The organism is Variovorax sp. M-6, from assembly GCF_052114385.1.
Taxonomy (GTDB): domain Bacteria; phylum Pseudomonadota; class Gammaproteobacteria; order Burkholderiales; family Burkholderiaceae_C; genus Variovorax.
In genome coordinates this window covers 43637-56506 of record NZ_JBFREQ010000020.1, presented here as the reverse complement: position 1 = coordinate 56506, position 12870 = coordinate 43637, and the positions used below count along the sequence as shown (strand labels likewise).

Sequence of the window (12870 nt, the reverse complement as noted above, 5' to 3'; positions counted from 1 at the left end):
TGTTGTTGGGGTGGCTGGGAGCGAGTCGGCTGCGTGAGACCCGCCGTCGGCTTTATAGCCCCTTGTCGGCCCCGCGACCAGCTAGGGATAGTCCGGCTTCGGCCCTACTGCCGCGCCATCGCGATGCGGAGGGCATCGTCCGGCGAGACCAGGTGGTCCACGCTCTGCGCAGCGTCGGCAATCGCAAGCTGCACCCCCTTGACCCGCCCGTTGAAGGCGTTGCTCTTGGGGCCGTAGTCCGGCGACACGGGCGCGCCGCTGTCCTCGCCCACGTCGCAGCCGTCGTCGGCGGAGAAGACCATGGCCTGGGTCAAGGGGACCGCCCCCTCGCCGACCTTCTTGCCGTCCACGAAGAGCGTCACCTGGCCACCCTTGCCGAGGCCGCCGCCGGCATAGGCGAACTCCATGCGCACCTGGTGCTCGCCCGCAGGCAGCACGTCCGCGGATTCGACGAAGTAGTGGTTCACGCCCGCCACGTTGTAGCAGTACTTGAGCTTGCCGTGGTTCGCATAGAGGCTCCAGCCGCCGATGTTCGCGCCTTGCGCAATGATCACGCCTTGCGCTCCGGCGGCCGGCACCTCGATCTCGGCGGTGACCGAATGCGACTTGTTCTTGAGATTGAGAACGCAGTTCTCCGACAGGCGACCCATGCCGCCGAACAGGAGCTGGGTGGTTCCCCGGATCAGCACCGGCCGCCCGGCGGTGTCCGGGTTCATCTTCTCGACGACCCGGTCGTCCAGCGGCAGGACCTTGTAGCGTGTCGCCTCGATGAGCCACAGTCGCTGCAGCTCGTGGAGCTTCTCGGGCATCTGCTTCGACAGGTCCCTCGCCTGGCTCCAGTCCTTGGTCGTGTCGTAGAGCTCCCAGACGTCGTCGTCGAAGGGGACGGTCTTGCGGCCCACGAGGATCCATGGCGTCCCGTGCTTGGTGACCGCGGTCCAGCCCTTGTGATAGATGCCGCGGTTGCCGAACATCTCGAAGTACTGGGTCTCGTGCCGCTCCGCCGCATTCGCGTCATTGAACGTGTAGAGCATGCTGACGCCCTCGAGCGGGTCCTGCGCCACGCCGTTGACCGAGGCCGGTTCGGGCAAGCCCGCCGCCTCGAGAATCGTCGGTGCGATGTCGATCACGTGATGGAACTGCCAGCGCATCTCGCCCGCGGCATCGATGCCTTTCGGCCAATGGACGATGGTGCCGTTGCGCGTCCCGCCCCAATGGGAGGCGACCTGCTTGGTCCATTGGTAGGGCGTGTTCATGGCATGGGCCCAGCCCACCGCGTAGTGGTTGTACGACTCGGGCCCGCCCAGCTTGTCGTACCGCTCCATGAGGAACTCGGGCGTCTCGAGGCCGGCCAGCCCGTTGAAATTGGCCATCTCGTTGTACGCGCCGTTCAACGTGCCTTCGGCGGAAGCCCCGTTGTCGCCGACGATGTAGTACACCAGCGTCTCTTCGAGAAGACCCAGTCGCTTGAGGAAGTCGAGCAGTCGGCCGACGTGATGGTCCGTGAACTCCATGAAGCCCGCATAGACCTCCATCTGTCGGCGCAGGATCGGCTTGAGCGCATCGGGCATGGCGTCCCAGGCGGGGATCTCTTCGTGGCGCGTGGTCAGTTCGCAGTCAGCCGGTATGACGCCCAGCGCCTTCTGGCGCGCGAATGTCTCCTCGCGCAACTTGTCCCAGCCCTGGTCGAACTTGCCCTTGTACTTGTCGGCCCACTCCTTGGGCACGTGGTGGGGTGCATGGGTCGCACCGGGCGCGAAGTAGGCGAAGAACGGCTTGTCGGGCGCGAGCGACTTCTGCTGCGCGATCCAGGCGATGGCCTTGTCGGTCATGTCTTCCATCAGGTGGTAGCCCTGCTCGGGCGTCTTCTTCGGCTCGACGGGCGTGGTGCCCTCGTACAGCGTCGGATACCACTGGTTCGCCTCGCCGCCGATGAAGCCGTAGAAGTACTCGAAACCGCCCCCGCCGGTCGGCCAGGCGTCGAACGGTCCGACCGAACTCGTCTCCCACACCGGCACCTCGTGGCACTTGCCGAACTGCGCCGTGGAATAGCCGTTGAGCTTCAGGGTCCGCGCCAGGGGCGACATGGAGTTGGGCAGCACCGAGCTGTAGCCCGGGGCGCCGGTGGCAATCTCGGTGATCCCGCCCATGCCGCAGGAGTGGTGGTTGCGGCCGGTCAGCAGGGCCTGGCGCGTCGGCGAGCAGAGGGCGGTGGTGTGAAAGCGGTTGAACTTCAGGCCGCCCGCCGCGAGCTTCTCGGCGTTGGGTGTCTGGCAAGGGCCGCCGAAGGCACTGGCCGAGCCGAAGCCGGCATCGTCGATGAGGACGATCAGCACGTTGGGCGCTCCCTTGGGCGGGCGCAACTGGTCGATCGGCGGGAACCGGGTGTCGGGGTCCCTCGCGTCGTAGGTGATGAGTCCGGGCCTCGATGTGTTGCGCATCGGGAGGTGGGTTCGGTCCTTCGGCTTGGTTTGATCGCTCACGAGCTTCTCCTCGGTTGAATCGGTGGAGCAGATACACATCACCAGCGCGCGTCCCCAAGCCATTCCTGGTGCCTCCCTTGGAGGGGCGCCTTCAGCTGGAAAGCGGGAGGGTACTCGGAACGCGGGTTGCCCGCTACAGGCCTTGCAGGATCCTTGGGGATGTTTGCACGATCCTCCGGCAGAGGTCCGGACGTCGAGACAAGCGGCGGCGCGGCGCCTAAGCTACGGCCCATGCTGACCTCCACCCATCAAGCACTGCGCGACGAACGATCTGCGAAGCAACTGCAGGCCACGGTCATGCGGGCTGAGCTGGCCGCCCTGGTCGACCGCTACACCGTCACCGATGGCGCCCACGCGACGGCGATCCCGCGCCTCACCCTGGCCCGCGCCTCGCATACGCAGCATCCGGTCCACGCGGTCTACGAGCCGGCCTTCTGCGTGCTGGCGCAGGGCAGCAAGCGCGTCCTGCTCGGTGGCGAGGTCTACGTCTACGACAGCAGCCACTACCTGGTGGTCGCACAGAACCTGCCCGTGGCGGGCCAGGTGATCGACGCATCGCCGGAAGCGCCGTACCTTGGCCTGCGACTGGATTTCGACGTCAAGGACATTGCGGCCCTGGCGCTGGAGCTCAAGCTGGGCGAAAGCCTTCCGGTGCGCGCCTCGCAGCGCGGGATGTTCACGGGCGAGATTTCCTCCACGCTGCTGGACCCGCTGCTGCGCCTGGTCAAGTTGCTGGCCTCGCCCGAGGATGTGCCGGCCCTGGCGCCGCTGATCACCCGCGAGATCCTGTACCGCCTGCTCAGATCGCCCGATGGCTGGCGGCTGGCACAAATGGCCATGGTCGACAGCCACAGCCAGCGGATCACCCAGGCCATCAGTCTGCTGTCGCGCCGTTTTCAGGAGCCGCTGCGGGTCGAAGAGCTCGCCAGCGAAGTCCACATGAGCGTGTCCTCGTTGCACCATCATTTCAAGGCGGTCACCGCGATGAGCCCGCTGCAGTTCCAGAAGCAGCTCCGCCTGCAGGAGGCGCGACGCATCATGATCGGCGAACACGTGGACGCCGCGACCGCGGGGCACCGCGTCGGCTACGACAGCCAGTCGCAGTTCAACCGCGAATACAGCCGCTTCTTCGGCTCGCCGCCCGCTCGCGACGTCAAGCGTCTGCGAGAACTTCAGCTGGGCCGCACGAGCGGCTGACGAGGCCGGCGCTCCGGCGCTTTCGCGCCGCTCCCGCCGAACTCGCAAACCAACCCGTACGTACGCCAGTGGCGCCGCGCAGCGGCAAGCCGCAGGAGACGTTCGTCCCTTCGATCTCGTTCAGTGAGTGAACCCATGAAAAAACGCAAGCTTGGCAACAGCGGTCTTGAAGTCTCGGCCCTTGGCTTCGGCTGCATGGGCATGAGCTTCGGCCATGGCCCGACGTCCCTGAGCCGCCAGGACCAGATCGACGTCATCCGCGCCGCCCATGATTTCGGCGTGACGTTCTTCGACACGGCCGAAGCCTATGGCCCGTACGTCAACGAAGCGCTGGTGGGCGAGGCGATCGCCCCGTTCCGTGCCGGCGTCGCCGTCGCGACCAAGTTCGGCTTCGACGTTCAGGACGACCGGATCGTCGGGCTGAACAGCCGCCCCGAACAGATCCGCAAGGTGGCCGAAGCCTCGCTGAAGCGACTGAAGGTCGAGGCCATCGACTTGTTCTGCCAGCACCGGGTCGATCCCAAGGTGCCGATCGAGGAGGTCGCCGGCGCAGTGAAGAATCTCGTGGCGCGAGGCCTGGTGAAGCACTTCGGCTTGTCCGAGGCCAGCGCCGCGACCCTCCGCCGCGCCCACGCCGTGCAACCCGTCAGCGTCGTGCAGGCCGAGTACTCCCTGTGGACGCGCGACCCCGAGAACGGCCTGCTGCAGACGGTGGAAGAACTGGGCATCGGCTTCGTGGCCTGGAGCCCGCTGGGCCAGGGCTGCCTGACCGGCAAGGTCGGCGACGACGCCACGTTCGGCGATGCCGGATTGCGCAGCACCTTCCCGCGCTTCGCGCGCGGGGCGAATGCCAACCGGGCCTTCCTGGCACCGATCGCGAAGGTGGCCGAGCGCAAGCGCGCGACCCTGGCGCAAGTGGCGTTGGCCTGGCTGCTGGCGAAGAAGCCGTGGATCGTGCCGATCCCGGGCACGCGCAGCTTCGGCCGACTGGACGAGAACCTCGGTGCCGCGGACCTTCGGCTGAGCGACGAGGACTTGCGCGAACTCGATGCCGCGCCGGCGAACGGGCCGGTGCGCCAGCCGCGCCTGTCCGAGGCGCACATGGGCCTGATCGACCACTGAAGCGTCCCCGCCGACGGTATGCTTCCCGCTTGCACATCCGTGACACCTGGAGCATCCCATGATCGTCGAGCGCATCTGGACCGGCAACGCCTACCGCAACTACAACTACCTGATCGTTTGCCCCGAGAGCGGCGAAGCCCTCGCCATCGATCCCCTGGACCACCAGAAGTGCCTGGCCGCCGCCAAGGAGAAGGGCTGGCAGATCACGCAGATCCTCAACACGCACGAGCATCATGACCACACCGGCGGCAATGAGGCCGTGGTCGCGGCGACCGGGGCCAAGGTGATTGCGCATTACCAGTCGGGGTCTCGCATCGCCGGCGTGGATCGCGGCGTCAAGGCCGGCGACGTGATCAAGGTCGGCAAGACCGTCGAGCTCGAATGCCTGGACACGCCCGGCCACACGATGTGCCACATCTGCCTGCGATCCCACACCGAGCAGCCGGCGCTGTTCTCGGGCGACACGCTGTTCAATGCCGGAGCGGGCAACTGCCACAACGGCGGCAATCCCGAAGACCTGTACACCACCTTCGTCGACCAGCTCGCGAAGCTGCCCGACGACACACGCGTCTACCCGGGCCACGACTACATCGAGAACAACCTGCGCTTCACGCTCGCGCGCGAGCCCGACAACGCGGCCGCCAGGGCGCTGTTGCCCGACATGACGGGGCATGACCCGGCGAGGGCCCGCGTGACGACGCTGCGCGAGGAGAAGCAGATCAACACCTTCCTGCGCCTTTCCAGTCCGAGCGTCATCGCGGCGCTTCGCGAGGTCTTTCCCGATCTGCCCGAGAAGCCGGATGCGAAGACGGTGTTCGTCAAGCTTCGCGAGCTGCGCAACAAGTGGTGAGCCCGGGGGTCGTCGATCGTGCAGCCCAGGCAGGGGGTTGACGCGCGTTCGGCCCTTCAAAGCGCCATCGAAGTGCCGATATCAGATGGGCGCACCTGAAACGCGTGCGCCTTTCCGAGCCTTCCCTTCCGCTGCACAAGACCCATGACTTCGTTCCACAACCTCAAGATTGCCAGCAAGCTGCTGCTGTCCTTCGCGGCGGTGCTCATGCTGACCGCGCTGCTCGGCATCTTCTCGATCGCGCAGCTCGCGACCGTCAATCGGACTTCCACCGACCTCGCGAGAAACTGGATGCCGGCGTCACGCGTGCTGCTCGATCTCAAGGCCGAGATCGCGCGCTTGCGCTCCGAAGGGCTCCAGCACATTCTGTCGGACAACGACACCGACATGGCCCGCTACGAGAAGTCGATGGATTCGCTGAAGGAGCGCATCCAGAAGAATCGCACCGCCTTCGAGTCGCTGATCTCGCTGCCCGAGCAGCGCACCCTGTACGGCGACTTCGAGAAGGCCGCTGCGCGGTACGTCGCCGAGCAGGACAAGGTCGTCGGCCTGTCGCGGCAGCATCGGCGCGACGAGGCGCTCGCGCTGATGCGCGGCGCGGCATCGCGCCTGCACGGCGACATGGGCGGAACGCTCGACAAACTGGTTGCGCTGACGCTCGACGGCGGCACGCGGGCCAGCGACGAAGGGGATCGGACCTACGCGCAGACGCGCTCGTGGATCGCGGGCGCGCTGGTGGGCAGCATCGCGCTCGGCCTGCTGTTCGCCTTCTGGCTCTCGCAGATCGTGGCTCGTCCGCTGCGCGACGCGGTGCACATCGCGCAGACCGTCGCGGCGGGCGACCTCACGAGCCGCATCGAGTCGAAGACCACCGACGAGACCGGCCAGCTGCTGCAGGCGCTGCGGACGATGAACGACAGCCTCGCGCATGTCGTCGGCGAGGTTCGCAATGGCACCGACACCATCGCGACGGCCTCCAGCCAGATCGCGAGCGGCAACCATGACTTGTCGTCACGCACCGAGGAGCAGGCCAGCTCGCTCGAACAGACGGCGGCGTCGATGGAAGAGTTCACCACCACGGTCAGGCAGAACGCCGAGAACGCCCGGCAGGCGAACGCGCTCGCGACCTCGGCCTCCGAGGTCGCGACCCAGAGCGGCGCAGCGGTCGGCGAAGTCGTGGACACGATGGAAGCGATCAATGCGTCGTCCCGGAAGATCGTGGACATCATCGGCGTCATCGACGGCATTGCCTTCCAGACCAACATCCTGGCGCTGAACGCCGCGGTCGAGGCGGCGCGCGCGGGCGAGCAGGGGCGCGGGTTCGCGGTGGTGGCGTCGGAGGTGCGCAACCTGGCGCAGCGTTCGGGCGCCGCGGCGAAGGAGATCAAGGCCCTGATCGACGACTCGGTCGGCAAGGTCGAGCGCGGCAGCCGTCAGGTCTCGCAGGCGGGCCGCACCATGGACGAACTCGTCCGCAGCGTGCGGCGCGTCACGGACATCATGGGCGAGATCACCGCGGCAAGCCAGGAGCAGACCTCGGGCATCGAGCAGATCAACCAGGCCATCACGCAGATGGACCATGTCACCCAGCAGAACGCCGCGCTGGTGGAGCAGGCGGCGGCCGCTGCCGGGTCGCTCCAACAGCAGGCCGGTGCGTTGGTGCGGACGGTGAGCGTCTTCAACGTGCGCGCCGTGCCGACCTGACGGGCGCATCGGGCATTTTCGCGATAGAGGGGCAGCGCCGGCGATGACCCAGGGGTCTTCGGCCCCGTGGACAATGGGGCGCTGGCCCGTGCCCGGGCCAGCTTGATCACGCAAGGAGCAAGCCCATGTCCCAACTCCGCGTTCAAAGCTTCGCCATCTCCCTCGACGGCTACGGCGCCGGGCCGGGCCAGGATCTTCAGAATCCGCTCGGCGTCCGGGGTCCCGAGTTGATGGAGTGGTTCTTCCACACCCGCCTGTGGCGCCGGATGCACGGCCATGCCGATGGAGAGACAGGCGTCGACAACAGCATCGCGGAGCAGGGCTTTGCCGGCATCGGCGCCTGGATCCTCGGGCGCAACATGTTCGGTCCGGTCCGGGGCCCGTGGCCGGATGAGAAATGGAAGGGGTGGTGGGGCGACGAGCCGCCGTATCACACGCCGGTGTTCGTGCTCACGCACCATCCGCGCGCGCCGCTCGCGATGGCCGGAGGCACGGAGTTCCGCTTCGTCACCGAAGGCATTCATGCGGCCCTGGAGCAGGCGAGGGCCGCGGCGGGCGGCCTCGACGTTCGCCTCGGCGGCGGCGTTTCCTCGGTTCGGCAGTATCTGGGCGCGGGGCTGATCGACGAGCTGCATCTGGCGGTGCAGCCGGTGCTGCTGGGGGCGGGGGAGCCGCTCTTCCAGGGCCTCGACCTGCCTGCGCTGGGTTATGAATGCGCGGAGTCCGTTGCCGGCGAACGCGCGACCCACGTGTTCTTGCGCAGGCGGGCGTGACCGCGGCCCAGATCGCTGGTGCCGCGACCTGGACCGCCGACATCGCCGGCCGAGGCGAAGGGGCAGGGGCATACCTCGAACGGGTCCGAGTCGCGGGAATCCGCAGACGGCGCCGGGAAATCAGGGGCCGGTCCCGCCCGCGCGACAATCTCCCCATGAATTTCAGCAAAATCCTCGTCCCCGTCGGCGGCCTCGTCCTGCTCGGCGTGGCCTATCGCAGCTACGGCTGGGCCGGCGTGGCACTGGTCGGCGGCGCGATCGTCATGTTCCTTCTCATGCATTTCAACCGCACGATGCAGGTGCTCAAGCGCGCCGCCGACCGGCCGATCGGCACGGTCGCGAGCGCGGTGATGCTCAACGCCAAGCTCAAGCCCAAGGCGACCCTGCTGCACGTGATCGCGATGACGCGCGCGCTCGGCGAGCAGCGCTCGCCCAAGGACGAGCAGCCCGAGCTGTTCCGCTGGACCGATGCCGGCGGCTCCTGGGTCGATGCCACCTTCGTGGGCGGCAAGCTCACCGAATGGACGCTGGTTCGGCCCCAGGTGGCCGAGGACGATGCATCGCCGGCCGACGCGCCCAGCGCCGACGCCGTCAAGCCCGGCGCCGCCGACGCACTGCGCCCGCCGGTCTAGCCGGCGGTCCAGCCGCCGGTCAGCGGCGCGGACTCAGAACGGCGCAGAGTCGTCGACCAGCGCTGCCTCGGCGTCGGCATCGGCCTTGGGTGCTGCCTCGGCGGCAGGTGCCGCAACCGCCGCCGTGCCCAGGCGCATCTCGCCGCCCAGCGCTTCGAGCAGCTCGGGCACCAGCTGCCCCAGCTCGCCGGTCGCGATCGCCGCGTCGGCATCGAAGTTGTCTTCCTTGCCCGAAGCCGGCGCGTCGTCGAGCGTGCCTTCGAGGAACACGATCTTGCGCAGCTGCAGGCCCTCGGTCAGCTCGAAGGAGACGCGGTCGTCCCAGGTCATGGCGAGCCGGGTCGGGCGCTTGCCGTCGGCGATGTGCTGGCGCACCTCGTCGATGTCCAGCGGGTGCTTGGCGTAGCGCACCACGGCCTTCGATTCGTCGGTGGCCTTGAGTTCGCATTCGCGGTCGATCGTGAAGCCGGCGGGCGGCTCCTGGCTCGACAGCCACTCCGACATTGCAACTGCCGGCTCGATCTGGGTGTTGACCAGCGCCACCGCGAAGCCGTCGAGCGACTTCACGAGGCTGGTGACCACTTCGTCGGCGCGCGCCGCGTTGCTGGCGTTGACCACCAGCCGGTGCGCCTTGGGGTCGATCCACACCGCGACCCGCGCGTGCCGCGTGAAGGCCAGCGGCAGCAGCTCGTGGGTGACGTCTTCCTTGAGTTCCTTCTTTTCCTTCTTGCCGGGCTTGCGGCCGGTGGTGGCCTCGATCTGCGCGGCGCGCTCCTCGACCTTGCGGCGCACCACCGAGGCCGGAAGCGTCTTGCTTTCGATCATGAATTCGAGCAGCCACTGGCCGGCCACCGATTCGGCGAGCGGACCGTTGTCTTCGCCGCGGGGCTCGACCCAGCCGGCGGACCTTTCCTGCGACGGGCTGCAGGGGACGAAGCGCTGCGTGCCGAGGCCCAGTTCGACCTGGTCCAGCGACTGCGACCACGTGGTTTCGATGCGGTAGACGATGACGTTCTTGAAGACGGACACGGAATCCCTTTTCTGGCTGTTTGGCAAAACCGACCATTGTCGGTGCGGCGCCCGCGGTCGGCGCCGGTAAAATCGAAAGCTTTTGCGACATACCCCCCCGGTTGAAGGACAAAGACATGAGCGCGCTGCCCCCCGCACTGGACGACCGTGACGGCAAGATCTGGATGGACGGTGAACTCGTGGACTGGCGCGAAGCCAAGATCCACGTGCTGACCCACACGCTGCACTACGGCTGCGGCGCCTTCGAGGGCGTGCGCGCCTACAATACGGTCAACGGCACCGCGATCTTCCGCCTGGCCGAGCACACCGAGCGGCTCTTCAACAGCGCCAAGATCCTGCGCATGAAGATCCCGTTCACGCAGGAACAGGTCAACGAGGCCCAGAAGCAGGTGGTGCGCGAGAACAAGCTCGACAGCTGCTACCTGCGCCCGCTGGTCTGGATCGGCTCCGAGAAGCTCGGCGTGAGCCCCAAGGGCAACAGGATCCACGCGATGGTCGCGGCCTGGGCCTGGGGCGCCTACCTCGGCGAAGAAGGCATGAAGCGCGGCATCCGCGTCAAGACCTCGAGCTACACGCGGCATCACGTCAACATCACGATGACGCAGGCGAAGGCGGTCAGCAACTACAGCAACTCGATCCTGGCCAACATGGAAGCGCTCGACGACGGCTACGACGAGGCGCTGCTGCTCGATGCCAGCGGCTTCGTCTCCGAAGGCGCGGGCGAGAACATCTTCGTGGTCAAGGGCGGCGTGGTCTACACGCCCGACCTGTCGGCCGGCGCGCTCAACGGCATCACGCGCAACACCATCCTGCACATCTGCAAGGACCTCGGCATCGAGGTGGTGCAGAAGCGCATCACGCGCGACGAGGTCTACATCGCCGAGGAAGCCTTCTTCACCGGCACGGCCGCCGAAGTCACGCCGATCCGCGAACTCGACCGCGTCGAGATCGGCATCGGCTCGCGCGGCCCGGTCACCGAGAAGATCCAGAACGCCTTCTTCGACATCGTGAACGGCCGCAATCCCAAGTACGCCCACTGGCTCACCAAGGTCTGAAGACGATGTCCACCGCCAAGAGCACCATCGAACTCCTCGCCAAGGACCTGAACGACCAGGGCGGCGTGTTCTGCCCCAATCCCAAGGCCGACATGCAGCTCTGGAGCGCGCACCCGAAGGTCTACCTCGACGTGGCACGCACCGGGGAGGCCAAGTGCCCCTATTGCGGCACGGTGTACCGCCTCAAGGCGGGCGAGGCCGCGGGGCACCATCACTGAGCTGGCTCGGGTTTCTCGCGCGCAGCGCGTGAGGGCGCGCCGTGGCGGCACGGCGCCAGGAGCGAATCCAATGTGGGGCTTGTTCAAGTCAAGGCAGCCGGCGCCTCCGGAGCGCGGCTTGTTCCTCATCAACGTCAAGGTCGGGCGAGGCTCGAACGGCAGGATGCCGTCGACGCTCGCCGGCGCCTATGTCTCGGCCTATGCGACGGCTGCGGACCCTGAGGCCGCCACGCGGCTCGCGGTGGCGAAGCTGACCTCCCAGGGCTTTGAATTCCTGGCCACCCAGGGGCCGATCACGCGGCTCGACCCCGGCGAGTGGTCCAGCCACGTCGCGCAGTCCTGGCCCGAATTCATCGACGAGCTTCCCAAGCAGCACGAAGTCGCCGCGGGGCTCGAGGGCGAGATGGTGTTCTTCGGCCCGTTCGTGGGCTATGAGCGGGGCCTCGAGGGCTGAACCGGGCGGCAGCGCGTCAGTTCTGCGCCCGATCCGCCGCCCTGAGCGGTGGGGCAGCCCCATGGCGTCGCGGCGGCACCAGCCCGCGCCACGAATCCCCCGGCTCCTGCGCCAGCCGCAGGTAGACCATCGCCACCCACAGCAGCGCCAGCCCGATCTGCGCATCCCGCAGGGCCGAGTTCACGCTGGTGGCGATCAGCATGACCAGCGTCGCGACGAAGGCCAGGCGACCGGCGAGGTCGTCGCGCCGCCAGGCCACCCAGACCGCAACGAGGGCGATGACCAGCAGGCTCAGCAAACCCGGCACGCCGGCCTGCGACCCCATCCAGAGGAAGTCGTTGTGGGGCATGTTCTTGTAGTCGAGCAGCTTCGGCCCGCGCAGGTGCCACTGCTCGGTCCAGCCGCCGATGCCCCAGCCCGTGAGGGGCCGGTCGATGATCATGCGGGCGGTGTCGCGGTACATGTAGTAGCGCACCACCCAGCTGGCCTCGGAGATCTCGCCGGCCTGCGCCGCCTCGATCTCCTGGATGCCGACCGCGAACTTCTGCTGCACCACCGGCGAGTTCCACAGCCCGCCGATCGCGATCGCGCCGCCGACCATCAGCACCAGGGCCAGCACCTTGAGCTGCCGCCGCCACTGGTGCACGCAGGCGGCCGGGATCACCAGCAGCAGCGCCAGCAGCGAGGTGCGCGAAGGCAGCGTGAAGGTGATGATCGCGATCACGGCCGGGACCAGCGCGAAGGCCGCCACGGCCCGCCAGGGTCGATGCTCGACCAGCGACTTGAGCCCGTACACCACGGCCGAGCCGGCCATGATCGTGAACAGCAGCGCATTGCTGATCGACTTGTTGCCGACCAGGGTCAGCACGCCGCGCCAGGGATGCCACATCGGGAAGCCGACCGTGTAGTACAGCCCGATCATCACGATGTTCGCGAGCCCCATGAGCCAGAAACCGCGCACGGCCCAGATCGCCTCGTCGCGCGTGAGCGCCAGCGCCATCAGCACGGTGGCCGCGATGCGCAGCCCGTGCATCAGGTTCGCGGGCGTCTCGGGGTAGTGCGGCTCGATCGCCAGGATGACCAGCGTCCAGATCACGTAGGCCATCACCGGCCACCACATCGGGTTGCGGCGCAGCCGCACCGCCCGCTCGCGCCAGCCGCCGGCGGCCGCGAACGCGATCATCAGCAGCAGTGCCGCGACATAGGTGACCCCGACCGGCATGAACACCGTGAGCCCCCAGAACATGGCCGCGGGCCGAACGATGTGCGATCTCTGCATGGAAAAATTTTAGCTCGCCCCCAGGTTGGCTCACTTCGTGTAGCCGCCCACCCCCTGCCGGGGGCAACACCAGC

Annotated in this window: 12 protein-coding genes; 9 read left to right on the top strand and 3 right to left on the bottom strand. The window is 67.6% G+C overall.

The window, feature by feature from the left end:
• Positions 1 to 104: 104 nt before the first annotated feature.
• The gene (locus tag AB4Z46_RS21435) at positions 105 to 2483 is read right to left on the bottom strand and encodes an arylsulfatase (RefSeq protein WP_442285553.1); all 2379 of its coding nucleotides are present in this window, start codon (positions 2481 to 2483) and stop codon (positions 105 to 107) included.
• A gap of 231 nt (positions 2484 to 2714) precedes the next feature.
• Between AB4Z46_RS21435 and AB4Z46_RS21430 the strand changes: the two genes are divergently transcribed.
• The 6 genes from AB4Z46_RS21430 (at position 2715) to AB4Z46_RS21405 (ending at position 8761) form a co-directional block, all read left to right on the top strand.
• Entirely contained in the window at positions 2715 to 3680 is a 966-nt protein-coding gene (locus tag AB4Z46_RS21430) for an AraC family transcriptional regulator (protein WP_442285552.1), read from the top strand.
• 135 nt (positions 3681 to 3815) lie between these two features.
• The gene (locus AB4Z46_RS21425) at positions 3816 to 4802 is read left to right on the top strand and encodes an aldo/keto reductase (RefSeq protein WP_442285551.1); all 987 of its coding nucleotides are present in this window, start codon (positions 3816 to 3818) and stop codon (positions 4800 to 4802) included.
• A 58-nt stretch (positions 4803 to 4860) separates the two neighbouring features.
• Positions 4861 to 5652 carry a hydroxyacylglutathione hydrolase gene (locus AB4Z46_RS21420; RefSeq protein WP_442285550.1) on the top strand — a complete coding sequence of 264 codons (792 nt, stop codon included), beginning with the start codon at positions 4861 to 4863 and terminating at the stop codon, positions 5650 to 5652.
• Between the two features lie 144 nt (positions 5653 to 5796).
• Entirely contained in the window at positions 5797 to 7356 is a 1560-nt protein-coding gene (locus tag AB4Z46_RS21415) for a methyl-accepting chemotaxis protein (RefSeq protein WP_442285549.1), read from the top strand.
• A gap of 125 nt (positions 7357 to 7481) precedes the next feature.
• Entirely contained in the window at positions 7482 to 8129 is a 648-nt protein-coding gene (locus AB4Z46_RS21410; protein WP_442285548.1) for a dihydrofolate reductase family protein, read from the top strand.
• Positions 8130 to 8284: 155 nt separating this feature from the next.
• Positions 8285 to 8761, top strand: coding sequence for a glycerate kinase (locus AB4Z46_RS21405; RefSeq protein ID WP_442285547.1), 477 nt, complete (start codon positions 8285 to 8287; stop codon positions 8759 to 8761).
• 33 nt (positions 8762 to 8794) lie between these two features.
• Here AB4Z46_RS21405 and AB4Z46_RS21400 read toward each other — a convergent pair whose 3' ends face one another.
• Positions 8795 to 9790 (bottom strand): recombination-associated protein RdgC, encoded by a 996-nt coding sequence (locus AB4Z46_RS21400; protein WP_442285546.1) that lies wholly within the window; start codon positions 9788 to 9790, stop codon positions 8795 to 8797.
• A gap of 116 nt (positions 9791 to 9906) precedes the next feature.
• Between AB4Z46_RS21400 and AB4Z46_RS21395 the strand changes: the two genes are divergently transcribed.
• The 3 genes from AB4Z46_RS21395 (at position 9907) to AB4Z46_RS21385 (ending at position 11517) form a co-directional block, all read left to right on the top strand.
• Positions 9907 to 10845 carry a branched-chain amino acid transaminase gene (locus AB4Z46_RS21395; RefSeq protein WP_442285545.1) on the top strand — a complete coding sequence of 313 codons (939 nt, stop codon included), beginning with the start codon at positions 9907 to 9909 and terminating at the stop codon, positions 10843 to 10845.
• A gap of 5 nt (positions 10846 to 10850) precedes the next feature.
• Complete coding sequence (locus AB4Z46_RS21390) at positions 10851 to 11063, top strand: zinc-finger domain-containing protein (RefSeq protein ID WP_442285544.1); 213 nt, start codon at positions 10851 to 10853, stop codon at positions 11061 to 11063.
• A gap of 118 nt (positions 11064 to 11181) precedes the next feature.
• Complete coding sequence (locus tag AB4Z46_RS21385) at positions 11182 to 11517, top strand: hypothetical protein (protein ID WP_442285543.1); 336 nt, start codon at positions 11182 to 11184, stop codon at positions 11515 to 11517.
• A 16-nt stretch (positions 11518 to 11533) separates the two neighbouring features.
• Here the strand turns inward: AB4Z46_RS21385 and AB4Z46_RS21380 are convergent, their stop codons facing one another.
• Positions 11534 to 12796 (bottom strand): O-antigen ligase family protein, encoded by a 1263-nt coding sequence (locus tag AB4Z46_RS21380; RefSeq protein WP_442285542.1) that lies wholly within the window; start codon positions 12794 to 12796, stop codon positions 11534 to 11536.
• Positions 12797 to 12870 lie beyond the last annotated feature (74 nt).

Coding starts and splice junctions, on each gene's coding strand:
- AB4Z46_RS21430 (WP_442285552.1), top strand. CDS start 2,715: ATGCTGACCTCCACCCATCAAGCACTGCGCGACGAACGATCTGCGAAG.
- AB4Z46_RS21425 (WP_442285551.1), top strand. CDS start 3,816: ATGAAAAAACGCAAGCTTGGCAACAGCGGTCTTGAAGTCTCGGCCCTT.
- AB4Z46_RS21420 (WP_442285550.1), top strand. CDS start 4,861: ATGATCGTCGAGCGCATCTGGACCGGCAACGCCTACCGCAACTACAAC.
- AB4Z46_RS21415 (WP_442285549.1), top strand. CDS start 5,797: ATGACTTCGTTCCACAACCTCAAGATTGCCAGCAAGCTGCTGCTGTCC.
- AB4Z46_RS21410 (WP_442285548.1), top strand. CDS start 7,482: ATGTCCCAACTCCGCGTTCAAAGCTTCGCCATCTCCCTCGACGGCTAC.
- AB4Z46_RS21405 (WP_442285547.1), top strand. CDS start 8,285: ATGAATTTCAGCAAAATCCTCGTCCCCGTCGGCGGCCTCGTCCTGCTC.
- AB4Z46_RS21395 (WP_442285545.1), top strand. CDS start 9,907: ATGAGCGCGCTGCCCCCCGCACTGGACGACCGTGACGGCAAGATCTGG.
- AB4Z46_RS21390 (WP_442285544.1), top strand. CDS start 10,851: ATGTCCACCGCCAAGAGCACCATCGAACTCCTCGCCAAGGACCTGAAC.
- AB4Z46_RS21380 (WP_442285542.1), bottom strand. CDS start 12,796: ATGCAGAGATCGCACATCGTTCGGCCCGCGGCCATGTTCTGGGGGCTC.